The organism is Streptomyces sp. NBC_00510, from assembly GCA_036013505.1.
Classification (GTDB): Bacteria; Actinomycetota; Actinomycetes; order Streptomycetales; family Streptomycetaceae; genus Actinacidiphila.
Map to the genome: position 1 here is coordinate 8508595 of CP107851.1, position 26438 is coordinate 8535032.

Genomic DNA, 26438 nt, shown 5'->3' on the forward strand with positions numbered 1-26438 from the left:
GGCGGGACGCGCCCCCGGTCGGGTTCCATGGGCTCGGCCGATGTCCGGCCGGGCCCATGGAACCGCAGGGAGCGTCCTGGAATCGCCGATGTCCGCTGATGCGCCCGCCGGGCGCCGCCGGTACGGTCGCCCCATGTCGGCCTTCCGGACGCCTCAAGTGATTCTGTTCAGTGATGATCTCCCGCGGGCCGTTGCCTTCTACGTCCGGCTGGGATTCACCGAGACGTTCCGCGTGCCCACGGAGGGCGAGCCGATGCACGTCGATCTCATGCTGGACGGATACAAGATCGGCATCGCCTCCGCTGCTTCCACCCGCGATGACCACGGCCTGGACCCGCTCGTCCACGGCCAGCGCGCGGCCGTCATCCTCTGGACGGACGATACGACCGCGGCCTACGACGCTCTCGTCGCGGACGGAGCACCCGCCCTCGCGCCCCCGCATGCCTGGCTCGATCGACTGCTGATCGCCTGGACGGCTGACCCCGACGGCAACCCCGTACAGATTGTGCAGTCCATGGCGCGACCGGCCGCAGGTCAGAACCCGGACGGGCCGTCTTGATGCAGCGCATGGTTCCAGGCGCGGTATCCGGGGGCCTGGATTGACACCGTCACAGATCAGTCCAACGGGTCAGGCCACTCATGGGCGGGCAGGAGGTCGCGGAGCCTCGCCGTCTTGTGGCGTCCCAGGACCACTTCTGCATCCAGGTTCGCCGGGTCGATCTGGCGGATGAACTCCCGGCACCGGCCGCACGGAGGGAGGACGTGCAAGGCACCTTCGTCGTTCCGCCACACGGCGACCACCTTCGCGATCCGGTACTCGCGAGCGGTCACCATGGCGGCGATGGCCGAGTGCTCCGCGCAGAACCCGGTGCCCGACCCGGTGTCGATGCACACGCCTGAATACAGGTTGCCGGCATCGGTGACCAGCGTGGAGCCCACGTTGCCGAACAGCCGGTCGCCCACCCTGTGCGGATGGAGTACGGCCTCCGCGGCGGCGATCAGTTCATCGTTCGACACAGTGATCACTTGGTGGAAGATACCTACCCGGCTACCTCAAGGCCACTGCATTCGGCCTCGCTCTTCGCCCTGGGGCGTGGCGTCCGCGGACTCAGGCGGCGATGCCGCGCTTGTCCATGGAGTCCTCGACTATGCGCAGCCCTTCCAAGCCCGGCAGCTTCGCGATGTGCGAGTCGACGTCGCGGACGAGTCGGCGGCCCTCGGCGCCTGCGAAGAGGTGGGTCATGACGTGTGTGACCTCGCTCTCGGGCATGACGCCCGAGCCGACCGGGCCCCAGGCCTTCTCGAGCGCGAACCGGGCGACCACACGGGCCTTCTTGCTCGCCGCGAGCCGGTCACGCGCCTGCGAGGCGTAGAACGCGACGTGCTTCGTCTCCTGCTGCGCGATCCGCTTCAGCAGCGGCACCAGTACCGGGTGGCTCTCCAGTGCCGCGAGCCGGTGGTACGCGGCGTGCGCCGACCATTCGTTCGCCGCGCCCCACGCCATGTGCACCGCGACGAAGTCATGTCCGATGAGGCGGCTCATCGCCGTCTGCTTCACCGTCCCCAAGCGGTCCTTCCAGCCGAGCTTCAGACGGGTCGCCTTGAGCTCGTCGAAGTCGACGCGGACGCCGTGGCGCTCGAGCACGGCCGCGAGCGCTTCGCCGTGCCAGAACTCCTCGCGGTTCCACATCGTCATGAAAGTGCCCACCGCGGGCTCGTTGTGGGACGGGGTCGTCAGCAGATCACGCATGTAGCAGACCGTGTGGTACTCGATGTCGCACATGTAGCGCAGCGTGCGCAGCGTCCCCTCGGGGAGCGGGTTGCGCTCGAACTCGTCGAAGTCGAGGTCGGACCACTGCACCCCGGTGGAGTTCTTCGCGTACTTGTCTATGTCGAAAGCCATCAGGCACTCTCCTCGTCGGTCCGCGCCGGAATCGTCACCCGTGCAGCGTTGACCTCGCTGCGCACACCCGAACCGCCGCTCTTCCAGCGGTGGATGTCCCAGTTCCTCTTGTGCGACTCGCGCGCCAGTTCGGCGTCGGGGTTGATCGCCGAAGGCTTGCCCAGCAGGGACAGCCACGCCAGGTCGCAGTGGCTGTCGCCGTAGCCGTAGGAGGCGGCGAGGTCGTAGCCGCCCTCCTCGGCGTACCGCAGGAGCCACGCGGCCCTCGCCTCGTCGACGAGCGGCGGCTTCGCGAGGTAGCCGGTGAGCACACCGTCCTTCGCGTGCATGGAGCTCCCGACGACCTCGTCGAACAGGCCGGCGAGCGGAGCGGCGAGCAGGCCGATGGAGCCGGTCACCAGGACGGTGCGGTGACCCGCCGCACGGTGCTCGCGGATGCGTGCCAGGGCGTCCGCGCTCGTGTGCCGCAGCATCGTGTCGGCGTAGCCGCGCCGCACGACCTCCTCGAGACGGGCGACGGGCAGGCCGCGGTAGCGGCGCAGGAACGCACGGATGAACTCGCCGCGGTCGCGCTTCTCGGCGCGGAGGTAGCCGGGCAGCGAGGCGAGCAGGTCCGCGACCTCCTTCGGCCAGGCCGCCTTGCGGAAGCCCGAGGTACGCACCCAGAGGTACTGCTCGACGATGTTGGAGTCGACGACGGTCCGTTCGAGGTCGAAGACGGCGAGCACGTCGGTACGCTCCGGCAGCGCGGGTCTCGGGCGGGCGTTCGCCGGCCGGGCGGCCACGGCCTTCCGGCGACGGTGGGCCGCTGTCAGCTCGCTCAGGGAGGGCAGGTGCACCTTCTGCAGGTACTCCTCCCAGTCGATCCGCTCCACATCGAAGCCACGGTCCTCGTGCACCTCGGCCGGAAGGGCGTTGTTCAGCGCGCGGGCGTTGCGGTCGTCGAAGATGATCTCGGCCTGCACATAGGCGCGGTAGAGATCGGTGAAGTTGCTCAGGGTGGCAATGCCGGCGCGCAGCTTGGCGTTCTGGGCCGTGAGGGCGCGCTTGCGCTCGTCGTTCGGCATCAGCCGCAGACCGGCGTCCCACAGGTCGGCCTTCTTCTTCGCCAGCAGAAGACGCCGGTTGAACTTGCGCTCGCCCGCGAACTTCCAGGTCGGCACCTCGATGAAACCGTCGTCCTTGGGCAGCGGGTGCTGCAGGTAGTAGTCGCGCACGTTCTCGTACATGCGGTGGAACGGCAGCGGATTCGACGCACCCGAGGCGATGTGGAAGTACTCCGGCTGGTCGACGGGGGCCGGGTTGGCCGCCGTGGCGAGGATGGCGTTGACGACGAAGTCGACGGGGATGACGTCGAGGATCGAGTCGGGCAGCCCCGGGAAGTCCGGCAGCTGGCCGCGGCCGTAGGCGAAGATCAGCGGATCGGCGACCTTGAAGCCGTCGATCCAGCCGGGGAACGGATGCCGGATGGCGCTCTCGATGATCGCGGGCCGGACCACCGAAAGCCGGTGCCCGGCCTCGCCCCACAGGTCTTCCGCGGCACGTTCCGCGAGTGCCTTCGTGAGTGTGTAGACGTCGGTCCAGCCCAGGCTCTGGGCGCGCCGCCGGCCGGCGTCGACGAGGTGGGAACGCACCCACTCACGCCGCGCGTCCTCGCTCGCGCGGGCCGCCGCGATCGGGCCCTCCTTGCCGTGGTCGCCGCGGGCGCGGGACATGAACCGCTCGAGCCGCGCCGGTTCCCGCGAGGTGAGCTCGGTGCGCTCGTGGGCCTGTGTCGCAGAGCGCCACTCGGTGCGCCAGTCGACGTCGTGCTCGAGCCTGGCCTCGGGCACCACACCGCGACGGAGTCCCCCGACGTAGCAGGTCGACACGTGGACGACGTGCGGGTCCGATCCGGAGGCGAGCAGGGCCTGGTAGAGGCTCACGGCACCGTTGACGTTCGTGTCGAACGCCTCGTGGATGGGCGGGTCGAACGAGACGGTCGACGCCGAGTGGATCACGACGTCAAGGTCGGAAGGCAGCTCGGGAATGCTGGTCATGCTGCCGTCGAGCACGGTGATCCGCTCACGGACGATGCGCTCGGTCTCTTCGGCCCCCACCGCATCTCGCCAGCGCTCGAACACGGGCTTGCGCAGCAGCCGCCGGAGCCGGTCCTGCCCGGTCTGTCTGCCCTTCCTGCGCACGAGGAGCGAGATGTGGGTGGCGGGGTGATCGGTGAGCAGCCGCTCGAGGACGGCTTGCCCGACGAAGCCGGTCGCGCCGGTGAGCAGGACGTGCGCGTTGCCGAGTTCGGTCTTCGCGATGTGCGGCATTACGGAAGGAGCCTCGATTCCACGGTGGATGCGACACCGGGACCGATGCCGGGGAGCGCGGCGAGCATCGCGCGGATCCGGCCCGCCTCGGCCCTTCCGCGCTGGTCGCCGAAGACATGGCGTTCGAAGAAGGTGCGCTCGTGCCGGGAGCGATCGACCGAGCCGAGTGGCCAGGCGGAGTGCCGGAGGGCGCGGCGGGTGATGCGCTGGGCCCGGACCGAGCGTCCGAGCCGCAGTTCCGCTTCCTCGGCGAGGAAGTGGATGTGGCGCTGCTTGATCTCCACGATGGGGTCGATGATCAACGCCATGGCGGGCGACACCCCGGCCAGACGCCGGTGGGCCGCTTGTGTGATCCATTCGTCCACGAGGCTCGTCGTCACGTGTTCGGCGACGATCTGCGTGCCGGTGATGTTGGCGATGAGGGAGCGACGGATCGGGCCACGGCGCTCGCGCCGCTCCGCCAGTACCCACCGTGCCGGGCCGGCACTCGAAGGGAGGCCGCGGGCGGCCGGAGAGGCCTCCAGGACGGCGTCGAGGGCGTCGGCGATCCAGAATCGCTCGAACATCCACGTGGTGAGGAACGCGGTGACCCGGGCGTCCTTGTGCGTCGCCGTCACGAGGAGGTCGCGCACGCGGTGCAGCGTCGCACGTTCCATGTCGCGCAGTGCGCGAACGAGCCGGACGGATTCGGCGTCGAGCGGCTCTTCGGCGAGCGACCCGAGGTCGAGCCTTCCGCGGTGGCTGCCGTGTGCCGTGCGGGCGAACTCACGCATGTCGAAGCCCGCTGTCCCGGGCGGCGCGGTCGTCGCCTCGTCGTTTGAGTTCATGCGCGGGCTTTCTGGGGCCGGAGGAGGGGGCAACTCTGTAGCGGCCCCGGGACGTGCGAAAGGCTGTCGGGGGCTATGACGTCCGACCGGGAACCATGCGTATGTGTGACACGTGGCTTGGTTCCGCTTGAAGGCGGATGGCGCGGCCGTAGGGATGATTCAGGGCAAATCATCAGATCGCGATGGGTGACTGCTCGCCCGGTGTCGATGATCGGTGGGCGGTGACGCAGGGATCCTGCGGCCCGCCTGCGTCCGCATGAGCATGTGCGGAAAGTTCGTGTCACACGGTTGATGCGTGCCCGGTCGTACGTCATGAGCCGGGAAAAGAAGGGTGCGTCAGGCGCGAGGAGTCAGCCATCGGCTGCTGCCGGGCCCGACGGCGTGAACCCGCTCGCCACCCATGGGAAAGCTACGAGCGGGGAGTTCGGATGCCGAGCAGATGGCATGGGAAACCATGCTGAGCCCGACGGGAGTCGCACTTGTCACCGGTGCGACGTCGGGCATCGGAGCGGCGTTCGCGCGCGCTCTGGCAGACCGCGGATGGGACCTCGTCCTGGTGGCGCGCGACCGGCAGCGGCTCGGCCGGATGGCAGTCGAGCTGGAATCCCGGGGCCGTGCCGTCGAGGTGCTGCCCGCCGACCTGTCCGATCGCTCCGACGTCGAACGTGTCGTCGCGCGATTGGAAGACCCCGCCCGTCCGGTGGACATGCTCGTGAACAACGCCGGTTTCGGCGTGCACGCATCGATCACCTCGGCCGACACCGCTCCCCACGACCGGGCGGTCGAGGTCATGGGACGCGCGGTGCTGGTGCTCGCCGGCGCCGCCGGGCGGGCCATGCGCGAACGCGGACACGGTGCGATCGTCAATGTGTCGAGCACGGCCGGCTTCGTCACGATGGGGAGCTATTCGGCCGTCAAGGCCTTCGTGACCTCGCTCACCGAGGGACTGGCGAACGAACTGCACGGAACGGGCGTCACCGTGACGGCGCTCTGTCCGGGCTGGGTCCGCACGGAATTCCACGCCCGGGCCGGAATCCGGTCGTCGAGCATTCCGGACTTCCTCTGGCTCGACGCCGATCGACTCGTGGAGACGAGTCTGCGCGACGTGCGGCGCGGACGGGTGATCTCCATGCCGAGCCTCCGGTACCGGCTGCTCATCTGGTTCACACGTCATCTTCCGCGCCACACCGTGCGGTGGATCTCGCGACGGATCTCGTCCAGCCGCAACGACAGTCCCACCCACTGAAAGAAGCAGTGCGGGCGAGCCCGCACCGGAAGGAAGCGGATGCCCGCGACGATGCGCGACCGTTTCACCTCACGCTCTCACGCCGCGGCGCGTTTCGTCGCGCAGCGGGGGCTGCTGAAGCCCGTCGTGTGGAGTGTGACCAGCGTGACGGTACTGGGGCGCGAGTGCCTGGAAAAGGTCGAGGACGCCTATGTGGTCGTCGCCAACCACACGTCTCACCTCGACACGCCACTCATCATGGGTGCGCTGCCCCGCCGATTGGCGCGTTACCTCGCGGTGGGAGCCGCCGCCGACTACTTCTTCGACGTGTGGCGGCGGCGCGGCCTCACGGCCCTCTTCTTCAACGCCTTCCCGGTCGACCGCACCGGAGCGAGCGCGCGCAGAGTGAGCGCCAGGGCTCTGCTGAACCGGGGAGTGCCCCTCCTGATCTTCCCCGAGGGCACCCGCTCGCGCGACGGATCGCTCGGGGTGTTCAAGCCCGGGGCGGCGGCGCTCGCCTCGTCGGCCGAGGTGCCGGTGCTTCCCGTCGCGGTCATCGGGGCGTACGCGGCGCACCCCCGCGGATCGAATTGGCCGAAACCGGGCCGCCTGCCGGTCGGGGTGGTCTTCGGCGAACCGCTCACGGCCCTTCCCGGAGAGTCGGTGGACGAGTTCACCGCACGCATCCGCTCGGCGATCGTCAGCCTGACCGAGGAGAACTCCGACCGGATCCTCGGCGCCCATGCCACCTCACGTCGTTTTATCTGAAGGAGACCGTCCGTGACCGAACCCACCTCCCGCACCGACGCAATGCGTACCGGCGATGTGAGGCACATGAAGTGGTGGGGCTGGGGCGTGGAAGGCGTCGGCTTCCACCACGAGGACAAGCCCGGTTTCGCGCCGTTCGTGCACAAGGCCGTCGGTCTCGACCTCCGGGCGGGCGAGCGCACCGAGCGGCCCGACTTCTCGCAGTTGAAGGTGCCCGCCTCGACGGCGCCGGAGGAGTTCGTCGCGGTCCTGAGCGGCATCGTCGGGCCCGGGAACGCCGTCGCCGACGACCTGTCCCGGGTCGTCCACACGTACGGCAAGAGCCTGCGTGACCTGGTCCGCCTCCGAGCCGGTGAGATCGCGCGCACTCCCGACGTGGTCGTCTACCCGGCCGACGAGGCGGAGGTGCAGAGCGTCGTCGACGCGGCCGTCGAGGCCGACGCCGTGATCATTCCCTTCGGGGGCGGCAGCAACATCGCGGGCAGCCTCGAGCCGCACCCGGACGAGTCGCGGGTGGTCGTCTCGCTCGACCTCGGCCGCCTGGGCCGCGTGCTGGAGATCGACACCGACTCCGGCCTGGCGCGCATCCAGGCCGGCGCGCTGGGCCCTGATCTCGAGGCCCAACTCAACCGGCGCGGCTGGACGATGGGGCACTTCCCCGACTCGTTCACCCACTCCTCGGTCGGCGGGTGGGTCGCCACGCGCTCGTCGGGCATGCAGTCGGACAAGTACGGCGACATCGCGGACATCGTCAAGGGACTGCGTGTCGTGCGGGCCGGCGGGGTCCTCGTGATCCGTGCCGTTCCGAGCGCGTCGACCGGGCCGAGCGTGCGGGAGATGGTGGTGGGCTCGGAGGGGCGGCTCGGCGTCATCACCGAGGTCACGGTGCAGGTGCACCGGCTCCCCGAGAGGCGTGGCATCTACGCCTACTTCTTCAAGAACTTCGACCACGGCCTCGCCGCGATGCAGGAGATCGCCGAGAGCGACGCCTCGCCCTCGGTCACCCGTATCTCGGACGCGCACGAGACGGGCTTCTCGCTCGCGACGACCAAGGAGTCGAAGGGTGTCGCCAAGAAGGCGCAGGCCGGCCTCATGGCGTATCTCAAGCGGCGTGGTTGGGACCTCGACGAGATCTGTCTCTCATTCATCGGCTTCGAAGGAGGCACGGCGCACGCGAAGCGTCAGAAGTCGATCGTCGACCGGATCGTGCGCAAGCACCACGGCATCGGCGTCGGCAAGGGACCCGGTGCGCTCTACGACCAGAAGAAGTTCGACACGCCGTACATCCGCGACTTCCTGCTCGACCATGGTGCCGCCGGCGATGTGAGCGAGACGGCCGGTCCGTGGTCGAAGCTCCGTGGCATCCATGCGGCGGTCTACGACGCGGCCGACAGCGCCTATGAGAAGCTCGGTCGCAAGGGCTGGACGATGTGCCACATGTCGCACTCGTACCACTCCGGCGCCTGCCTCTACTTCACCTTCGCCTTCGTGTTCGGCGACGACCCGCTCGGCGAGTACGACACGGTCAAGCGCGCGATCCAGCAGGCGTTCGTCGACGCCGGCGGCACGATCTCGCACCACCACGGGGTGGGCCTGGAGCACGCGCCCTGGCTGGAGGAGGACATCTCGGCGCAGGGCGTCGCGGTCATGTCGGGCCTCTTCGACGCCGTGGACCCGGGTGGCAACTTCAACCCGCGCAAGATCGTGGTCTGAGCCGCGGACTGACGTCCTTGTGTGAGGGAAGGCGGGCACGACGACCCGCCCCCTCGCTTGGGTCGGCAGTCACGCCACGAGCGCGGTGCCGGCGGATTCGCGGCTACCTGGCGCGCTGACCGTTCAGACGGCGCTACGGAGGGAACCACCCCGAGCAACGCGTGTCAGCCCGCGGCGGGGCGCGGAGCACGCAGATGGGCGCGCTGGGCCAGCTCATCCTCATCGACCACGGTGAGCATCGGCTGGCCCGGCGCGCAGAGCATGGTCACGACGAATTCGGTTCGCTCGTCGTCCAGGGCATTGCCGTCTTGGTAGTGGATCACGTCCCCGCCCGGCTCCCAGAACGTCTCACCGGCCTTGATCACGCGCTCCGGCTCGCCCTCCAGCTCAAAACGCACCGCACCCTCGGTGACGTAGCCGAAAGCCGGTCCCGAGTGCCGGTGCGGAGGAGCGCCGGGATCGCCGGGCTCCCGCCAGACGATGATGGTCATGGATGTGGCGCCCTCCGGGACGAAAGGCGGCTTGACGTCCTGCAGCGTCTTCAGCTGCGACTTCCACAGCTCCGAGCGGGGCTGCTCATCGGTCCTGTCCACTGATGTCTCATCCGACACGGTGCTGCACCTCCGTGTATCACCATCCGCCGTCCGTGCCACTGCGCGGCGGCCGTACCCGCTTCCAGGTTCACACCCATCCTTCGAGTGCACGACCGGGCCGGCCGCCTGTCCACGTCCGTCTGAGGCCGGCACGGAGCTCTTCCCCTTGCTCATCAGTCTCCTGGCCTGGGGCGATCGCTGGGCGGTCAGCGAGCCTCCCGTGATCGTGGAACACCATGGTCACCGCGTTCAGCCGACCACCGTGTGCGGCGTCTGCGGGGAAGGCATCGACGGCCGAGGGCTTCACTGGACACCCAATGCACCTGGCTGGTCGATGGCAGGGCCCGAAGCCTGAGCGTCCCCACCGGCGCAGCCCAGGGCAGCCGAGGCCTCACTACCGGTTGCCCTGCCGCACAGCAGCGCTCAAAGAGCGGACGCCTGAGAAGCGAGGCGGTGTGTGGTGCCGCTGCTGCCGGCGGCCCACGCGTCCGGCATGGCCGCCGCAGGACGTGCTGGGCCCGCCAGCCGGTGCAGTGCCCCGGGGCGATGAGATGCGGGGCGAAGTCCGTGAGTGCGCTGACCGTGGGAGCGATGACGGGTTCGAAGGCGGGGCCCGTCAGATGGAAGCCGCCCAGCAGGGCGTGGAGGGACCGCACGCCGGTCAGCCTGCGCGTGGCGGACGACGTTGATGACTCCCGCGTGACCGCAGCCGGTCAGTACGACCAGGCCGCGGCCCTTGAGATGCACCACCAGAGCCTGATCGTCCACGACGCGCGGATCGTGCTCCCAGTGGTCACCGCGCCACGCCTGGTGTGCGGCCGGCATGCCGTGCTCGAAATCGGTGGTGCGGTCCACCTCTCCGGTGATGAGCACGCTCCGGTCGACGAGGAGGGAGGGCTGACTGCGTTCGACGACCTCGAATCCCTCCGCGTTGAGCGCCCTTTTGCTGAGGGTGGGCATGTCGAAGGTGCTCTGCGGGGTGTGGAGACGGCGTCGGGTCCAGGCATGAGGGTGGACGACCATCGGCATCCTGGCGTCGCCGAGCCTGCGGGCGAGCCCGCCGAGGCCTCCCGCGTGGTCGAAGTGGCCGTTGCTGAGGACCACGCCCTGCAGGTTCCCCAGCCCGATTCCGAGCCGGTCGGCGTTGGTGACCAGGCCTGACGGTGACAGACCCGCGTCGAACAGCAGCATGGTCTCGCGGTCGTCGCGGCGGACCGTGACCAGGGCGGAGAAGCCGTGCTCGACCAGCAGCCCCACTGCCGTGTGGCCCGTTTCGAATTGGCCGGCCGCGGTGGTCGCGGGGCCGAATCCAGTCCTGGTGGTGTGTTCGTCGCCGACCAGCAGGGCATCGAAGGTGTTGTCCATCAAGACCGTGACGCGGACCTCGTCGACGGGCTGGAGGGTGATCGGGTCCACGGCGCTGCCGGAGACCGGTCGCGGGGCGGACAGTTCCGCGTCGCGCGGAGGCGCGGGTGGTGTCGCACATGGCAGTCCGATGTCCGTTCGTGCTGCAGGGGAGGCTGGGATCAGGCCGTCGGGACGGCGGTGGGCGGGACGACGACCTCGACCGTTCCGAAGGAGACGTCGTACACGAGGCCGGAGACCAGGAAGCCGGGCCTGCGGACGTCCCGTTGGATGATGTCGACGTCCACACGGACGGAACCGTAGGGGTCGCTGGCGGACTTGGCGGCCAGATCGGCGGGGGAGACCTCGAAGTACTCGGCGAGGAGGTCGTCGAAGGGTGCCACAGGAGGCGTCCGGAGCCCTGACGGACCGGATCGCGGGACTGTTCATGCGGGTCGAACCCCGACGTCTGATCCGGCGGTTGGCACTCACGGCAACGAGCGTGTGAGCCAGACCACTTCTCCGTTGTCCTCCGTGGAAACGTGGTCCCGCTCGAATCCGAGCTTTTCAAGGACACGGAGCGACGGTGTGTTCCACGTGCCGACGGTCGACCAGAGCCGTTTCCGCCCGGTCGCCATAGCGGCGTCGAGCACCGCGCGGGCCGCCTCGGTGGCGTAACCCTGCCCATGCGCGCGCTGGAACAACTCATACGCGATTTCAGGTTCGTCCAGGGTGGAGCGGCCGATGATCAACCCGCAATAGCCGATGAAGTCGCCTTCATCGCGACGCTGGATGGGCAGCAGGGCGATCCCCGTGCTCTCCGTTGCGGTGAGCAGTTCCGCGATGGCCGTCCGGATGCGCTCGACCGTGGGCGTGCCGTTGCCGCGTTCGGAGAGGAGGGCGCTGAACTCAGCGGCGTCCGACTCGGCCCACGGTCGCAGTATCAGCCGCTCGGTCTCAAGGTGGAACGACATCGTCTCGTACGTAGACATGCCCCTACTCTGCCCCACGGCTCATCACGCACTGCGGCTGGAGTACCGGGCACGTCGCCGGCACCGTACAGCTGCCACCGGAGGCGCCGGGGACCCACCGCTGCCCTCCCCCTTCTGTGACGCCGTGGACCCACGAGAAGGGGGACGGGAAGCGGCGTGCGGACAGCCGCGCGAATCGGGCAGTCTGGTGCACCGGGTGGAGCGGGCGGGGCCTTGCTCGGGCAGGCCGTCTGCCGTTGGGCGCTGACCCTCGGTGATGCCGACCCCGGCGCCGCGGACCGACCCGCACCTGTCCCTGCCGCGCGTGGCCGCAGGCCGGTCCACGCACCGCCGGCCCCGGCCGCCGCACCGTCCTACCCCTTCTGACGGCCTACGATCGCCAACCCTTGGCAGCCGTCATCTAGAAGAACCAGCAGCCGTTGCCGCTGTTCAGCCTCCACAACAGCAGGTCCCGGGTGATCGGCCCGTACACCCCGTCGATGTCGGCAGGCACATTCGTGAAGTAGTCCTGCGCCTCGGTCAGCGCCTTCTTGGTGTTGGGGCCGAAGTCGCCGTCCTCCTTCAGCGGCCAGTACAACGCGGTTCTGTCGTAGGCCAGGTAGAAGCACTTGTTCAGGGCGATCTGCAGCTCCTTGACCGCCGCACCCGAGTTGCCCTGCTGAAGGGCACACGTGGTGGATCCCGTCCCCGAGTACACGAGCGCCTTCAAGTAGATCCCGTTGTATCCCGGCACCGCCTTGACCGCGTTGCACGTGGGTGGGGCCGCCGCCGCGGGGGTGGTGCTCACGGCCGCGCCGCCGAGGGCCAGCAGGGCTACGGCAAGGCTGGTGATGCTCCGTCTCACGAGTCCTCCTCGAAGAAGTCGGCCCGACACTCCTGCCGGACCGGCACGCTCACGTTCCGCCCCCAACGCAGGGGCCCACGGCAGGTACATCCGCAGACGGACTCTCCACCTCGTCACTTGCAGCGCGGTTGCACGGCGGTTGCATTGATCCCCGAGCAAGTGCGGGCTGTGGCCGTCGGTCGGCGATCCGGGTGCGGGCATCTCACCCCTCGACGACTGGAGCGTCGGCCGTGTCCAAGGTGACCCGCGGCGCGACGGGTGGCGGGCGGATCCGTCTGGGGAAATGAGCGGCGGAGTCCGCGAGTCCGCCTGCTATGGTGCGCCGATGTCAGCGATCAAGAAGTTCCAAGTCACCTTTGACTGCGCGGAACCTGAGCGCCTCGCTCGTTTCTGGTGCGAGGTGCTGGCGTATGTCGTACCGCCGCCACCGGAGGGGTTCGCCACCTGGGAGGATTTCAACGGCACCCTGCCTCCTGGGGAGCGGGGTTCATGGTTCGCCTGCAGTGATCCCTCAGGCGTGGGCCCGCGCCTGTACTTCCAGCGCGTCCCCGAAGGCAAGATCGTCAAGAATCGGGTGCACCTCGACGTCCGGGTCGGCACCGGGCTCGTGGGGGACGAGCGCCTCGCCACGCTCGAAGCTGAGTGCGCACGACTGGTCGCGCTCGGCGCCACCCATGTGCAAACGCTCTATGCCGATGAGGAAAACGAGTCGTGCATCCCCATGCTGGACATCGAGGGAAACGAATTCTGTATCGACTGAGCATTCTCACACGCGCCGCCGGAACCTCACGGGGTGCGCCCACGTCTGATTGCCGCACCGGCTGAGTACGATCACCTACGCCGGTCTGAGTACGCGAACGGTTACCCGCCGCGTGCGGCGCCGAAAGGGTGGATGCATGCGCCGACTACTGCTGCTCGCCCCACTGTTGCTGTTCACCGTCGGCTGCGGGGTGGTGCAGTCCTCCGAGGATGAGGCGACGGACGCCGCACGGGAGGTGGCCAGGAATGCGGGTGAGCGGCTCTACGGCCAGCGTCCGCGCACGGCGGAGGAGGTCGGGCGCGCCGCTTCCGGCATCGACGGCGTGGAGGTCATGAGGGTGACGGGTACCTCGACACACGACGGGGACGGCGTCGACGTGGTCGTCCGCACGTCCGGCTCGGCGTACAACGGATGGCTCGACCCCGAGGAGGTCGTCGTGCGGCGCTGCTTTGCGGTGCGGGTGTCGCCCAGGTCGGAGTGGCGTGAGGATCCCCGTGACGTGGACTGCCCGGATGGCATTCCGCTGACCTTCGCCCCACCACCCGAACCGCCCCGGTTGCCGTACGAGGAGCTCCGCGCGAAACTTCCCCGGCTGCCGGAGGGCGGCCGGGTGGACGAGGCTGAGGTGCGCCGTACGCTTGCCGCCCTGGACCTGGATCCGGCGATCCGTACCGAGGTGAAGGCGGACGGCGGCCTGGTCGGCGTTCTCCTGTCGGTGAAGGGCAACGGCTTTGACGCGCAGGACTGCCTTCTTGCCCGCGTGGGCCCCGGCGTCACCGAGGTGTGGGTGCCGCCCCGGATCCAGCGGATGCCCGGAGAGGGCGGCTGCGCCGTCGGCAACGCCCTGGACCCGGCACCGCCACCGCATTGAACGGGGTTGCTGCCAAAGGCGGAAAGCCGGGTGGTGGCAGCCGGAGGACGTACCTTCGGCTGCCGCCGGTTCAGCGCCGTACCGCCTGCCACAGGGCGCGGTAGAAATCGAGGTAGGTCCGTTCCACGTGCACGGCGTACCGGACGGTTTCCGCGTGGCGGGTGGGAAGCCGGTTGATCGGGACGCTCATCGCCGCGTGGTGCTCGATGTGCAGGTTGTTGCCGTTGGTGAACCAGGTGCTGAACCAGCTCCCGCGGATGGAACGGGTGTTACGAAGGACATCCGCGGTGTCGGTGTCGCAGAGGATGTGTTCCGGCAGTTCCACGAGGAAGTGCATCGGCACTGCGAGCATCAGGGGCAGCAGCCACAAGAGCAGCACTTCCTCGTGGTAGCCGGCGGCGCTGAGGACGCCCACCGAGGCGATGACGCCGCCGAGGACGAGGTGCTCGTTGATCACCCGGCGGCGCATCTTCCGGCTGATGTCGCCGAGTTCGTACTGCCAGCGACCGGTTGCCGCACGGGCGACGTCGCGGACGACCACCGCGAGCCGCCGGTAGTCGAACAGTCCGCGCAGCAGCATCCCCTTCGTCAGGGGTTCACGGGTGTCGAAGCCGAAGAACTCGGTGTCCTGCGGCGTACCGAGGTAGCGGTGGTGCTGCAGGTGCCGGACCCGGTAGTGGCTGTAGACCACGAGCATCGGGATGCCGAGCGGCACTCCGACGAGGCGGTGCGGCCATGCCCGCCGGAAGGCCGAGTGGTGCAGGGCCTGGTGCTGCAGCTCAACGGCGTGGGTGTACATGGCGGCCAGGAGCACCACGCCGATGACCACGGCCGGCGGCTCGGACCGCAGTGCGAGGGTGGCGCCGAGCATGGTCAGCGCGGCCAGCAGGGCCAGCTTGGCAAGGAAGATCCGTTCGTCCCCGGCGGCCGTTCGCGTCCGGGCGAACAGCAACGTGGGGGACGGTGCCACGTGGGTCATCGAACATTCTCCGTGAGGGGTTCACTCAGCGTCCGCTGAGCAGCACGACGTGGATTCCGGCAAGGGCGGTGGTCCGGGCATGGCGGAGGAGTCCCGCCAGGGCGACCGATCCGGCGGCGGTGGGGCGGGCACCCCGGGCGGCGAGCAGCACCGCGGCGGCGCGCAGCTGGTCGTCGTCGACTCCGTGGACGGCACCGCCGGAGTCGGCGACCGCCGCCATCGCCTCGGGCCCCTGCAGCGCGTGCCAATTGACCAGGGGCTGGTTGTGGTCGGTGGTGACGACGCCCTCGGGCGGCAGGGTCCGGTACTCCCCGGGCCAGCTGGTGACGACGGGGTTGTTGGCGGCGGAGCCGACCCCGTGGATGGGCACCGACCAGCCGAGAGCCCGAAGCTGCCGATGCACGGCGATGATCGTGGTGCCGTTGCCGACGGGGATCCACAGAGCCGCCGGGGGCTCGCCGAGTTCCTGGTGCAGCGCGTGGGCGACGACGCCGTGTCCGGCGAGGACCGCGTCGACGTAGGGGCCGTCGACGTTGCCGTCGACCGATCCGTCGAGGAGTGCGAGCCGGCGTGATGCGTCGACGGCGTCCTCGTAGGTGCCCGGGACCGGGTGCACGTCCGCGCCGGCGGCGCGCATGAAGGCGCCGCCGTCGCTCCAGCCTTCCGGCAGCACCACGGTGCAGGCCATTCCGGCTGCGGCGCTGGCCATGGCCATGGCCCGGCCGTAGTTGCCGCAGGTCGCGATCACGATCCGGTGGTAGCCGTCGGCCGCGGCGCGCTCCACGACGGCCCGGGCCGCGGGTTCCTTGTGGCTGCCGGAGGCGTACCGGGTCTCGTCCTTGATCAGGACCCGGGTGCCGGGCACCAGCTCCCCGGCGTCGATGAGCGGAGTGCCGTAGGCGTCGACGGGCGCGTCAGAGGACAGTTCGTACAGGGACAAGGGGATTCCTTACCGGGTGAGCAGGGCGTCGGCTTCGCGCTGCAGGTCGTCGCGGGAGCCGATCTCGGCGGGCGGGACGGCGTTGGGCAGGTGGTCCTCGAGCAGCCGCAGCCGGCGGTTGAACCACCCGCGTACCGCCCACGCCAGCTGGAGGAGGCCGCTGATGACGACGAGCAGTGCCAGACCGCGGCCGGGTCCGGTACCGAGCAGGTGCCCGACGGTGCCGGCCAGCGCGCCGCCGGGTTCGAGCAGGGGCTGTACGTAGCGTTCGGCGAGCGGTCCGACCACGAGGTAGCCGAGCGGCATCGTCAGCAGCATCACCGTGATGAAGATCGACAGGACCCGGCCCTGGAGCTCGAAGCCGACCTTGCTCTGCACCAGGGCGATCCAGTGGCCCTCGGCGAGGGATTCACCGAAAGCCACCAGGAACATGCCGGTCATCACGAGGGCGGGTGTCGTTCCGGCGCCGACGACCGCCATCGCCAGACTGCCGACGCCCATGAAGATGATCAGCCCGTTCGCGCGCCGTGCGGTGCCGCCCCACAGGCCCATCAGCAGGCTGCCGGCCAGCCCGCCGAGGCCGCCCGCCGCCAGCGCGAGGCCCAGGACAGCGGGGCTCTGTTCGATCAGCAGCATCGGCGTGATGACGGCGAACCCGAGGGTGTAGAAGGCGTGGTCGATGACGAAGAAGCGCAGCGCCGCGCGCAGCCCCGGTCGCCGGGCGATGTAGCGCCAGCCCGCGGTGACCTCGGTGCGGAACGGCTCTTCACGGCGGCGGAACATCAGGTCCGGGAAGCGGACCGGCAGCAGGGTGAGCACGCCGACGGCGAAGGTGAGCATGTCGATGACGAGTACGCCGGGCACGCCGATCAGGCCCACGAGGCCGGCACCGAGCATGGGGGCGAAGACCAGTCCGACGTTGATGCCGAGCTGGGTGACGCCGCTGACGTGCCCGAGGTACCGCTTCGGTACGAGTTGGGCGACGGCGGCGAGGTAGGCGGGCCGTTGGAACGCGCCCGCGAGCGAGGTCACCGACACGGCGAGGTAGACGTGCCACAGGTGCATCCCGCCGGTGAACATGAGGGCGCCGAGGGTGCCGATGGCCGCCGCGGCGGCACCGTCGCAGGCGAGCATGATCGTGCGCCGGTCCCAGCGGTCGGCGACGACTCCGGCCAGTGGCCCGGCGAGGATGCCGGGCAGCAGTCCGATCGCGTTGACGGTGGCGAAGTCGGTGAGGGATCCGGTCTGCTGGAACACCCAGATGCCGAGGACCAGCGCGCTGAGCCCACTGCCGATCATGGACACGAACTGGCCGAACGCCACCAGCGCGAACCGTTTCAGGCTCGGTTCGAGCGAGCGGTTCCCCCGCAGGCCGAGGCCGGCGGGGGAGGGGCGATCCGGTTCAGGAGCGTGATCCCCCTGGGACGTGCGGTCCCCCTCAGACGTGCCGTCCGCGTGAGAGGTGCGGTCCGGCCAGAGCTCGCGGTCCGGGCCCGGTACGTGGTCCGCCGCCTGCGGTTCGTGCGGTGCCGGCGTGGAGCGTGCGGCGAACGAGACCAGTTCCCGCGCCAGTGGCTCCGCATGGCTCTTGACGAAGAAGTGACCGGCTTTCGGGAGGACGGCCAGGTCCACGTCGGCGGAGAAGTGCCGCCACTCCTGGTGGCGTTCCTGGTAGTGCTCGGTGACCCGGTCGCGGGCACCGACGACAGCCAGCATCGGCGCGCTCAGGGGCTCCGCGCGGGTCCCGTACGCCGCGGTGAAGTACTCCTCGGCATCGCGGGCGTCGTGGCGCACGTTGCGCAGCACCAACGCCTCCTGCTCCGGGTCGTCCACGTCCGTGAAGCCGCCACGCCCGCGCAGGTAGGCGAGGTACTCGCGGTCGGAGGTGAACCGGTCGGTGGGTACCAGGCGGTAGAACCAGTCGAAGAACCGGCCGGGCAGCCGGGCCGTGGGGAAGCCGGCGCCGAGCCCCACGCCGACCAGGGGCAGACCTGCCTCCTCCGCCCGCCGGGCCAGCTCGACGGTCACCGCGACGCCGAGGCAGTGGCCGTACAGCAGAACCGGTCCCTCGATCGCCTTCATCTCGGTCAGGACCAGTTCCGCCACCTCGGCGGCGGGCAGCAGCGCGTCGTCGGGCCGGGTCAGGTCGTGGCCCGGCAACTCGACGGCGTGCAGGGCCCAGCCGTCCGGGAGGGCGGCGGCGAGCGGCTGGTACGCGATGGCGCTGCCCCCGGAGTACGGGACGGCCACGACGGTGATCCCGCCGGTGGACGGGTCGGCGTCGGCGGGCGTCAGCCGGTGCAGCAGCCTGTGTTCCCCGGCCACCGCGGGATCACGCGCTTCCAGCAGGGCGGCGAGCCGGCGCACGGTGGGGTGCTGGTACAGCTCGACCAGGGTCGGTGCGGGCTCGATGCGCCTGATGAGCCGGAGGGCACCGAACGAGTCACCGCCGAGGGCGAAGAAGCTGTCGTCGATGCCGACCCCGTCGATGCCGAGCACCTCGCTCCACGCGGCCGCGATCCGCCCCTCCAGCGGCGTGCGGGGCGCGGTGCCGGACGCCTTGCCGCCGTCGTCGCCGGGCGGCGGCAGCTTGCGGCGGTCGAGCTTGCCGTTCGGCGTCAACGGCAGTGCCTGCAGGCCCATCAGCCGGGCCGGAACCATGTGCACGGGCAGCGTGGCGGTGAGCGCGTCGCGGATCAGCGTCTCGTCCGGCGGCTGGGCGGAGTGGGTGACGACGTACCCGACGAGCTGGGCGATGCCGGAGGGCAGCGGATGGACCGCGACCGCGCACGCGACGATGTCCGGGAGCGCGCCGAGCGCGGCTTCGACCTCACCGAGCTCCACCCGGTAGCCGTTCACCTTGACCTGGTCGTCGAGACGCCCGAGGAAGTCGACGTCGCCGCCGAGGTGGTAGCGGGCGGAGTCGCCGGTGCGGTACATGCGGGCGCCGGGTTCGGGAGCGTACGGGTCGGGCACGAAGCGGTCGGCCGTCAGCTCGGGGCGGTCGTGGTATCCGGCCGCCACGCCCAGACCGCCGAGGTAGAGCTCGCCGACCACGCCCGGGGGCACCGGCCGGCCGTGCGCGTCGAGGACGTAGACCCGGTTGTTCGGGAACGGCCGCCCGATCGGCAGCGGGGCCTCGTCGGCGAGGTGGTGCACCGGGCCGTCGAAGTACACGTTGTCGACCGTCGCCTCGGTGACCCCGTACGCGTTCACGACCCGGTTTCCGGGTCCGACCAGCCGCCGGGCCAGTTCGTACTCCCGTACGTGCCACTTCTCGCCGCCACCGATGAGCAGGCGCACGAAGTCCAGGCTCCGCCCGGACCGCTGGACGTGCGCGAGCAGGTTGCGCAGCACCGCCGGGACCAGTTCCGTGCACCGGACGTCCTCGGCGCGCATCAGGTCGTACAGTTCGGCCGGGTCCAGGAGGGTCTCCCGGGGGACGACGACCAGCCGGCCGCCGGTGCACAGGGCCCGCAGGGTCTCCCCGACGAACATGTCGAAGGAGAAGCTGGCCGCCTGCTGGTACGTCCACCCCGCTTCGAGGCGGTAGGCGTGCTGCCACATGGCGACCGCGTGCACCAGGTTGCCGTGGTTGACGACGACGCCCTTGGACTTGCCCGTCGAACCGGAGGTGTAGATCACGTACGCCGCGTCGGAGCCGCTGTTCACCAGCGTGAGGTCGCCGCGGTCGGACGGGAGCGGTCCGCGGAGGTACTCGGCGTCGACAAGCACCTTCGACCGGCTGTCCCGCAGCATGTGGTCGAGGCGGTCCTGCGGATAGGCCGGGTCGAGCGGTACGTACGCCGCGCCGGACTTGAGCACGGCCCACATGGCGACGAACAGGTCGATGCCACGGTCCAGGCTGATGGCGACCCGGTCGCCGGGGCCCACGCCCTCGGCCCGCAGCCTGCGGGCCACCTGGTTCGCGCGGCCGTTGAGCTCGCCGTAGCTGATGGTCGCCGAGCGGAAGGTCACGGCAGGTGCGTTCGGAGAGACCGCGGCATGGCGCTCGAAGAGCTGGTGCAACGCGGTCGCGTCCGGAAGGGCGATGGCACTGTCGTTCCAGTCGTGCAGGATCCGCTGCTGCTCGTCCGCGCGGAGCAGGGGCAGACGGGCGACCGCCGCTCCAGGGTCGGCGGCAGCCGCTTCGAGCAGGGTCAGCAGGTGCCCGAGCAGCGCCTCGATGCGGGCGGCGTCGAACAGTTCGGTGGCGTAGTCGATGCTGAGTTCCGGTCCGCCGGCGGGGAAGTCCAGGCTGACGGAGAGGTCCACCAGGGTCGCGGCCGGAGCGACCTCGCCGACGTAGCGCACGGCCTGCTGCCGCGGCGCGGGCATGTTGTGCACCGTGAGCACGACCGGGCTGAGGCGGTTACGGTTTCCGCTGCCGGGCTGCCCCAGCGTGCCGACCAGGTCGGGCAGGGCGAGGGCCTGGTGATCGAGATCGCGCAGCGTGGCGTCGCGGACCCGGGCGAGGAGCTCGGCGAAGGAGGGGTCACCCGCGACGTCACCCCGCAGCGGCAGGATGTTGAGCAGCGGCCCGACCACGGCCTCCAGGTCGGGGCTGCTGCGGCCGGCCACCGGCGACAGGACCGTGATGTCGGTACGCCCGGTGTAGCGGGCCAGCAGGGCCTGCAGGCCGGTGAGCACCACCATGAACAGGCTGGCGCCATGGGCCTTGCCGCGGTCGGTGAGCCGCTCGAGGAGCTCCGGGTCGAGCCGTCGGCCGATGCGGGCCGAGGCGAAGGAGCGGGCCGCGGGCCTCGGCCGGTCCGCCGGCAACTCCAGTTCCAGGTCGGCGCCGTCGAAGCGGTCCCTCCAGTACGCCGCGAGGCCGGCGTCCTCCCTGGCGGTGGCGGAACGGGCGGCCAGGTCGGGCACGGCGACGGGCGCGGGCAGCCCCGCGGTCGAACTGAGTCCGTCGGCGGCCCGGGGGTGGCTCAGCGCCGCATCGTAGAGCGCGGCCAGCTCGTCGCACAGGACCGTCCCGGACCAGCCGTCGTACACCAGGTGGTGGATGAGCAGCACGAGTTCGTCGTCGTTGTCGCTGCGGACGACGAAGGCCCGCGCCAATGGCCCGTCGACGAGGTCGGTCTTGTCGACCGTGACGGCGCCGTCCGCCCCGGAACGCTCGGTGAGCGGAATGCGCCCGTGCTCGCCGATGACCATCCGCGGCTCGGTCCCGTCGTCGGGAAAGCGCGCGCGGAGCAGCGGATGCCGCCGGACGAGTGCGTCGAGGCTCCTGGTCATCGCCGCCATGTCGATGCGGCCGTTCCACCGGAACCGCACGCCGAGGGTGTGCGCGGGCAGGTCGGCGCAGATGCGTTCGGCCACCCAGAAGTCGCGTTGCAGCGGGGTCAGCGCCAGGTCCACCCCCTCGGGCAGGCCGTCGGCCGGGCTCTGCTCGACCTCGGCAGGTCCGGTGATCAGCTCGGCGACCGCCGCCAGCGTCGGCGCTGCGAACAGCTGGCTCAGCGTCAACTCCACTCCGTACCGCTGCCGCAGGGCGCCGATGAGCCGGACCGCCGCGAGGGAGTTGCCTCCGAGTGCCAGGAAGTCGTCGTCCGGCCGTATCTCACCGACGCCGAGCAGGGCGCCCCACAGTTCGGCGATCTCGGCCTGCGCCGGCGTCAGGCCCTGGGAGGACGCGGGCGCCTCGTCGGTCACCTCCGACAGAGCCCGCCGGTCGATCTTGCCCTGCGGGGTGAGCGGGAACGACGTATGCCCGGTCAGCGCGGCGGGGACCATGTACGGCGGCAGGCGGCGGCCGAGCCCGGTGCGCACCGCCGCGAGGTCGGTCCCCGGGAGCGCGACGACATGGCCGACCAGGCGTTGCTGCCCGGCGCGTTCCTCCACCAGGACGACGGCGTCGGCCACGGTGTCGTCCGCGCGCAACGCGGCCTCGACCTCGCCCGGTTCGATACGGAAGCCGCGGATCTTCACCTGGTCGTCGAGCCGGCCGAGGAACACCAGGCCGCCGTCGGACGCCTGCCTGACCCGGTCACCGGTCCAGTACTCCCGGCCGCCGTCGGGTCCGGGGCGGAACCGGTCCGAGGTGAGGTCGGGCCGGTGCAGGTAGCCCGTGGCCACGCCGGCGCCGCCGATCACCAGTTCTCCGGTGTCCGCCTGCCCGCCCTCGGAGTCGACGACACGGCAGGTGACGCCCGGCAGCGGGTGACCGATCGGCACCTGGTCGCCGTTCCACCGAGTCAGCTCGGCGACGGTGGCCACCACGGTGGCCTCGGTCGGCCCGTAGGTGTTGAGCAACTGCACGGAGGTGCCGACCGCGTCCTGCCAGCCGCGGACCAGTTCGGCGCGGGCCGCCTCGCCGCCGATGATCACCAGCCGGACCGTCGCCGCGAGGGTGGCCTCACCGCGGACCAGGGCCGTCACGAGCTCGTGCCAGTAGGCGGTCGGCAGGTCGAGGACCGTGACCGCGAGGTCCGCGCAGCGGTTCAGGAACAGATCCGGTCGGCTGATCATGTCCTCGTCGCGCAGCACGATCGCGGCGCCGCTGACGAGCGCGGGGAAGATCTCCTCGATGCTGGCGTCGAAGCTCAGGGACGCGAACTGCAGCACGCGATCGCGGTCGTCCAGGCCGTACCGGTCCACCGCGGCGCGGCAGAAAGCGTCGAGGGCGGTCCGCGGTACCGCGACACCCTTGGGCCGGCCCGTCGAGCCCGACGTGAAGATGACGTACGCCGTGCCCGGCTGTCCGGGCCCAGGCCCGGTCCCGGCGGGCCCGTACCCGGAGGTCCCGTCCTCGTCGACGACGACGCGGGGACGGGTGTCCTCGAGCATCATCCGCGTGCGCTCCGCCGGATACGCGGGATCCAAGGGCACGTATCCGGCGCCTGCCCGCAAGACCGCCAGCATCGCGACGATCGCCCGGCGGCCACGTGGCAGGCGGATCCCGACCAGATCCCCGGCCCGCACCCCGGCGCCGTCGAGTTCCGCCGCAAGGGCCGTGACCTGCTCGACCAACTCCGCGTACGTCGTCACGTCCGCCTGCTCGACGATCGCCACCGCCTCAGGAGCACGACGTGCCCGTGCGGCGACGGCCGCCCAGATGTCGACCGGATCATCGTGCTCCGGTGCGGCCGCACGACCGACGACTGCCTCGCTCACGGAACTCCTTCACTGATTCGGGTGATCGGATTCCGCGCAACCATAGAGGTGATCTTGACCAACACGGTGTGACACCGAAAGAAACATGTAATGTCGGGGCGCGTCGCAGTGGTTGGGGAAGTGTTCACGGACCCGGCCATGGACATCCCGAGCGTGACGCACTTCCGAAGGAAAGAGGGCGGCCCGCGACGACCGCCCCCCCGGCGTTCATTCCCCATCTCCCTTGTGTGCGAGCGCCGTTCACGCCCCGGCCTCACGCATGCAGAGGATGAGTGCATCAAGCGCGCGATCAACTGACGTGGAAGTACCGGGGCTTGCGGCGCGCCCCTGCCCACGGCTTCCCGAGCGCGACGATTCCCGCATGGTGCGCACCTCGAGGCGAGGTGACACACATGGTGAACGCGGTGACGAACAGCCCCAGGGAGAGAGCAGTGACACCGGAGATCGACGAGCACTTCGCCGCCATCAAGGCGGAACACGGCGCCGACTCACTGGCCCGGGTGGAGCAGATGCTGGAGCCACGAGGCCTCACCGAACAGCGCCACCCGCTCCAGCAGGCGGCGAAGTGGGTGCTGCCGGGCATCCCGCAGATCCCGTGGCACGACCCGTACGCCTACCCCGAACTGCTCCCGCTGGTCCGCGCGCTGGAGAGCAACCACGCGCAGATCAAGGCCGAGCAGGAGGAAGCCTGGGCACGGCGGCGGGAGAGCTTCTCCGACTACGAGCACTACCTGGTCCGCCAGCGAAACTGGCAGGCCCTGTACCTCTACCGTGAGGGTGCTCTCGTGGAGGAGTCCGCACCGATAGCGCCGACCGCGTTCCGGGTGCTCGAGGAGAACGCCGTGAAGCCGGGCATCATCTGCCCACTTCTGGAGTCGCACTTCTCGACGCTGCTCGCCGGCGCCTCCATCGCACCCCACTGCGACCTGTGGAACTTCAGCATCAACCTGCACCTGGCCATCGACATCCCGGAAGGCGCGGGCATACGTGTCGCAGGCGAGACACGGCAGTGGCAGGAGGGCAAGAGCCTCCTGTTCGACTACTCCTTCGAGCACGAGGCGTGGAACCACGGAACGCGGACCCGGACGTGCCTCCTCGTGGACCTCTGGCACCCGGACACCACGCTGCCCGAACGGGCCGCGCTGGTCACGCTCATGACGGAGATCCGCAAGATGATGGGCTGATCGTGTGCGGGATGGAGGTGGTGAACACCCGCCGCTACCGGTGGGTGGGCGCCAGTGATGCCACATAGGGGGCCAGTTTGGCGGGGCTCACCACCCACATGATGCGTTCGATGCCTCGCTCCGACACATCGGCGGTCACGAGCGCCACCGCGTCACCACGGTTCGAGACGAGCGCAGCCGGCCTGCCGTTGGCCTCCACCCAGCGGATCTCTGTCTCAGGCCAGAAGCGCGGGGAGTAGGCGACAAGGGTCCTGGAGACGTCTGCTCGCCCGACGACCGGGATCCTGGATGCCCCGCGCATGCCCGCACCGTCGGCGTAACTGACGACGTCCGCGGCGAGAAGTTCCTCAAGTGCCGCCAGATCACCGGTTCGCGCCGCCGATACGAACGCCTTCAGCAGACGCCGGTGTGCGGTGGAACTGACCGGCTCCCTGCGTTCCGCCGCCAGATGCTTCCGGGCACGGCTCACCAACTGGCGCGTATTGGCTTCGCTGGTCTCCAGGATGTCCGCGACCTGCTTGTACGGATAGTCGAAGGCTTCCCTCAGCACGTAGGCGGCCCGCTCCACGGGGTTCAGCTTCTCCAGCAGGAAGAGAACCGCCATGTCGAGCGCCTCGGCCCGTTCCGCTCCCAAGTGCGGATCCACGCTGGTGTCGACCGGCTCCGGAAGCCAGGGCCCGACGTACGACTCGCGCCGCATCCTGGCCGACTTGGCGCAGTTGATCGCGAGACGGCTGGTGATCGTGGCAAGGAACGCCGTCGGATCCTGGACGCCGGCACGGTCGACGGTCTGCCACCGCAGCCAGGCATCCTGGACGATGTCCTCGGCCTCCGCGGCGCTGCCCAGCACGCGGTAGGCGATACCGAAGAGTCGGGGACGCGCCGCCATGAATTCCCTCGCGGTCTGCTCGAGGGAATCCGCGTCATCACCCGCAGGCATGAGTGGCCTCCAATTTCGCATCACCACGGCTGATGGCAGGCCCAGTGGGACGCGCGCTGAGCGGTGTGGTCCTGCTTACCGCAGGATCCAGGTCGGACCGCCCCCTGAACTCAATGCCGGATGAACGTATCACACTGTCCGATCATCACGATGGACGGCGTTTTTGCCCGGGTAGACGTAGGCATCGCGCCAGGTGGACGGGCATATGGGCGCGCTACTGGCGTCGTTTCGGGGGAGGGCTGCCCACTCTTGATGCGGTTCCTCCATGACACTGTTGTGATGCTCACTGTCTGCCGTGTCACGTCGTGCCCGCGCGAGCCGGTCACGCTCATCCCTCCATGTACGCTGCATCCATGTCTGAGGGTGTAGCCATCACCGGTACCGCGCTGGTCACCGGGGCCTCGCGTGGCCTCGGCGCCGTGATCGCCCGACGTCTCGCGGCCGACGGACACCCGGTCGCCGTTGTGTACCGATCGGCGGCCGAAGCTGCTCGCCGGGTGGTGACGCACGTACGCGCCGCGGGCGGCACCGCCGAGGCCTTCGCCGCCGACGTGACCGACGAGGCCGCCGTCATCGACCTCGTGGCGGACGTGACGGCCCGCCTCGGCCCCGTTGCCACGCTCGTCGTCAACGCAACCGGCCCGCAGCCCGATGTGGATCCGGCAGCGGTGACCTGGCAGGACCATCTCGCCCAGCTCTTGTTCTTCGTCAAGAGCCCCACACTGCTGATGCAGGCGGTGCTGCCGGCCATGCGCGAGCGCGGTGGCGGCCGGATCATCCAGATCGGCTCGGATGTGCTGGAGCGCGCTGTGCCCGAGATGTCGGCCTACGTGGCCGCCAAGGCCGCCCAGCACAGCCTGACCAAGTCCTGGGCCCAAGCACTCGGCCCGTTCGGGATCACCGTGAACACCGTCGCCCCAGGTTGGATCCCGGTCGAACGGCATGCCGGAGCCGACCCGGAGTCCCTGGCCGCATACGCGGCCGAAGTGCCACTGGGACGCATGGGCCGACCGGAAGACGTCGCCGCCGCCGTGTCCTTCCTCGCAACACCGGACGCCGGCTTCATCACCGGCGAACGCATCAAGGTCAACGGTGGTATCGCCCTCGGCTAGCGG

21 protein-coding genes are annotated in these 26438 nt (G+C 70.0%); 8 read left to right on the plus strand and 13 right to left on the minus strand.

Annotated elements, in window-relative coordinates; translation table 11 throughout:
• The first annotated feature begins 133 nt into the window (after positions 1–133).
• A complete protein-coding gene (locus OG937_38615; protein WUD77204.1) occupies positions 134–559 on the plus strand; it encodes a VOC family protein in 426 nt (141 codons plus the stop codon).
• A 56-nt stretch (positions 560–615) separates the two neighbouring features.
• Here OG937_38615 and OG937_38620 read toward each other — a convergent pair whose 3' ends face one another.
• The 4 genes from OG937_38620 to OG937_38635 all read right to left on the minus strand — a co-directional run bounded on the left by OG937_38620 (position 616) and on the right by OG937_38635 (position 5042).
• Positions 616–1026 (minus strand): hypothetical protein, encoded by a 411-nt coding sequence (locus OG937_38620; GenBank protein ID WUD77205.1) that lies wholly within the window; start codon positions 1024–1026, stop codon positions 616–618.
• 82 nt (positions 1027–1108) lie between these two features.
• The gene (locus OG937_38625; protein ID WUD77206.1) at positions 1109–1903 is read right to left on the minus strand and encodes a ferritin-like domain-containing protein; all 795 of its coding nucleotides are present in this window, start codon (positions 1901–1903) and stop codon (positions 1109–1111) included.
• Positions 1903–4215 (minus strand): SDR family oxidoreductase, encoded by a 2313-nt coding sequence (locus OG937_38630; GenBank protein WUD77207.1) that lies wholly within the window; start codon positions 4213–4215, stop codon positions 1903–1905. The genes OG937_38625 and OG937_38630 overlap by 1 nt, the downstream gene beginning before the upstream one ends.
• A complete protein-coding gene (locus OG937_38635) occupies positions 4215–5042 on the minus strand; it encodes a hypothetical protein (protein WUD77208.1) in 828 nt (275 codons plus the stop codon). Before OG937_38635 ends, OG937_38630 begins: the two co-directional genes overlap by 1 nt.
• A gap of 454 nt (positions 5043–5496) precedes the next feature.
• On the opposite strand from OG937_38635, the gene OG937_38640 reads away from it, so the two are divergent.
• The 3 genes from OG937_38640 to OG937_38650 are packed head-to-tail and all read left to right on the plus strand — an operon-like array spanning position 5497 to position 8748.
• Entirely contained in the window at positions 5497–6288 is a 792-nt protein-coding gene (locus OG937_38640; GenBank protein WUD77209.1) for an SDR family oxidoreductase, read from the plus strand.
• A gap of 39 nt (positions 6289–6327) precedes the next feature.
• Positions 6328–7035, plus strand: a complete 708-nt coding sequence (locus OG937_38645) for a 1-acyl-sn-glycerol-3-phosphate acyltransferase (GenBank protein ID WUD77210.1) — start codon at positions 6328–6330, stop codon at positions 7033–7035.
• 12 nt (positions 7036–7047) lie between these two features.
• The gene (locus tag OG937_38650) at positions 7048–8748 is read left to right on the plus strand and encodes an FAD-binding oxidoreductase (GenBank protein ID WUD77211.1); all 1701 of its coding nucleotides are present in this window, start codon (positions 7048–7050) and stop codon (positions 8746–8748) included.
• A gap of 164 nt (positions 8749–8912) precedes the next feature.
• On the opposite strand, the gene OG937_38655 is transcribed toward OG937_38650, so the two are convergent.
• The 5 genes from OG937_38655 to OG937_38675 form a co-directional block, all read right to left on the minus strand.
• Positions 8913–9341, minus strand: coding sequence for a cupin domain-containing protein (locus tag OG937_38655; GenBank protein ID WUD77212.1), 429 nt, complete (start codon positions 9339–9341; stop codon positions 8913–8915).
• 423 nt (positions 9342–9764) lie between these two features.
• Positions 9765–10757, minus strand: coding sequence for an MBL fold metallo-hydrolase (locus OG937_38660; GenBank protein WUD77213.1), 993 nt, complete (start codon positions 10755–10757; stop codon positions 9765–9767).
• A 110-nt stretch (positions 10758–10867) separates the two neighbouring features.
• On the minus strand, positions 10868–11089 hold the full coding sequence (locus OG937_38665; protein WUD77214.1) for a hypothetical protein: 222 nt from the start codon (positions 11087–11089) through the stop codon (positions 10868–10870).
• An 84-nt stretch (positions 11090–11173) separates the two neighbouring features.
• Positions 11174–11677 carry a GNAT family N-acetyltransferase gene (locus OG937_38670; GenBank protein WUD77215.1) on the minus strand — a complete coding sequence of 168 codons (504 nt, stop codon included), beginning with the start codon at positions 11675–11677 and terminating at the stop codon, positions 11174–11176.
• Positions 11678–12077: 400 nt separating this feature from the next.
• Positions 12078–12521, minus strand: coding sequence for a peptidoglycan-binding protein (locus tag OG937_38675; protein WUD77216.1), 444 nt, complete (start codon positions 12519–12521; stop codon positions 12078–12080).
• Between the two features lie 325 nt (positions 12522–12846).
• Here OG937_38675 and OG937_38680 point away from each other — a divergent pair, with 325 nt between their 5' ends.
• Both OG937_38680 and OG937_38685 read left to right on the plus strand, forming a co-directional pair.
• The gene (locus OG937_38680; protein WUD77217.1) at positions 12847–13281 is read left to right on the plus strand and encodes a VOC family protein; all 435 of its coding nucleotides are present in this window, start codon (positions 12847–12849) and stop codon (positions 13279–13281) included.
• A 136-nt stretch (positions 13282–13417) separates the two neighbouring features.
• Entirely contained in the window at positions 13418–14152 is a 735-nt protein-coding gene (locus OG937_38685) for a translation initiation factor IF-2 (GenBank protein ID WUD77218.1), read from the plus strand.
• Between the two features lie 70 nt (positions 14153–14222).
• On the opposite strand, the gene OG937_38690 is transcribed toward OG937_38685, so the two are convergent.
• The 3 genes from OG937_38690 to OG937_38700 are packed head-to-tail and all read right to left on the minus strand — an operon-like array spanning position 14223 to position 23199.
• On the minus strand, positions 14223–15131 hold the full coding sequence (locus OG937_38690; protein ID WUD77219.1) for a fatty acid desaturase: 909 nt from the start codon (positions 15129–15131) through the stop codon (positions 14223–14225).
• A 25-nt stretch (positions 15132–15156) separates the two neighbouring features.
• The gene (locus tag OG937_38695; GenBank protein WUD77220.1) at positions 15157–16071 is read right to left on the minus strand and encodes a pyridoxal-phosphate dependent enzyme; all 915 of its coding nucleotides are present in this window, start codon (positions 16069–16071) and stop codon (positions 15157–15159) included.
• 9 nt (positions 16072–16080) lie between these two features.
• On the minus strand, positions 16081–23199 hold the full coding sequence (locus OG937_38700) for an amino acid adenylation domain-containing protein (GenBank protein ID WUD77221.1): 7119 nt from the start codon (positions 23197–23199) through the stop codon (positions 16081–16083).
• A gap of 431 nt (positions 23200–23630) precedes the next feature.
• Between OG937_38700 and OG937_38705 the strand changes: the two genes are divergently transcribed.
• Positions 23631–24383 (plus strand): aspartyl/asparaginyl beta-hydroxylase domain-containing protein, encoded by a 753-nt coding sequence (locus tag OG937_38705; GenBank protein ID WUD77222.1) that lies wholly within the window; start codon positions 23631–23633, stop codon positions 24381–24383.
• 34 nt (positions 24384–24417) lie between these two features.
• On the opposite strand, the gene OG937_38710 is transcribed toward OG937_38705, so the two are convergent.
• Positions 24418–25323, minus strand: a complete 906-nt coding sequence (locus tag OG937_38710; protein ID WUD77223.1) for an RNA polymerase sigma-70 factor — start codon at positions 25321–25323, stop codon at positions 24418–24420.
• Between the two features lie 353 nt (positions 25324–25676).
• On the opposite strand from OG937_38710, the gene OG937_38715 reads away from it, so the two are divergent.
• Positions 25677–26435: an SDR family oxidoreductase gene (locus tag OG937_38715; GenBank protein WUD77224.1), complete on the plus strand. Its 759-nt coding sequence runs from the start codon at positions 25677–25679 to the stop codon at positions 26433–26435.
• The last annotated feature ends 3 nt before the right edge of the window (positions 26436–26438 follow it).

What these genes read in the sequence shown, in the direction of transcription:
- OG937_38640 (WUD77209.1), top strand. Translation starts at nt 5,497, where the DNA reads ATGCTGAGCCCGACGGGAGTCGCACTTGTCACCGGTGCGACGTCGGGC.
- OG937_38630 (WUD77207.1), bottom strand. Translation starts at nt 4,215, where the DNA reads ATGCCGCACATCGCGAAGACCGAACTCGGCAACGCGCACGTCCTGCTC.
- OG937_38710 (WUD77223.1), bottom strand. Translation starts at nt 25,323, where the DNA reads ATGCCTGCGGGTGATGACGCGGATTCCCTCGAGCAGACCGCGAGGGAA.
- OG937_38715 (WUD77224.1), top strand. Translation starts at nt 25,677, where the DNA reads ATGTCTGAGGGTGTAGCCATCACCGGTACCGCGCTGGTCACCGGGGCC.
- OG937_38635 (WUD77208.1), bottom strand. Translation starts at nt 5,042, where the DNA reads ATGAACTCAAACGACGAGGCGACGACCGCGCCGCCCGGGACAGCGGGC.
- OG937_38670 (WUD77215.1), bottom strand. Translation starts at nt 11,677, where the DNA reads ATGTCTACGTACGAGACGATGTCGTTCCACCTTGAGACCGAGCGGCTG.
- OG937_38690 (WUD77219.1), bottom strand. Translation starts at nt 15,131, where the DNA reads ATGACCCACGTGGCACCGTCCCCCACGTTGCTGTTCGCCCGGACGCGA.
- OG937_38685 (WUD77218.1), top strand. Translation starts at nt 13,418, where the DNA reads ATGCGCCGACTACTGCTGCTCGCCCCACTGTTGCTGTTCACCGTCGGC.
- OG937_38625 (WUD77206.1), bottom strand. Translation starts at nt 1,903, where the DNA reads ATGGCTTTCGACATAGACAAGTACGCGAAGAACTCCACCGGGGTGCAG.
- OG937_38615 (WUD77204.1), top strand. Translation starts at nt 134, where the DNA reads ATGTCGGCCTTCCGGACGCCTCAAGTGATTCTGTTCAGTGATGATCTC.
- OG937_38645 (WUD77210.1), top strand. Translation starts at nt 6,328, where the DNA reads ATGCCCGCGACGATGCGCGACCGTTTCACCTCACGCTCTCACGCCGCG.
- OG937_38680 (WUD77217.1), top strand. Translation starts at nt 12,847, where the DNA reads ATGTCAGCGATCAAGAAGTTCCAAGTCACCTTTGACTGCGCGGAACCT.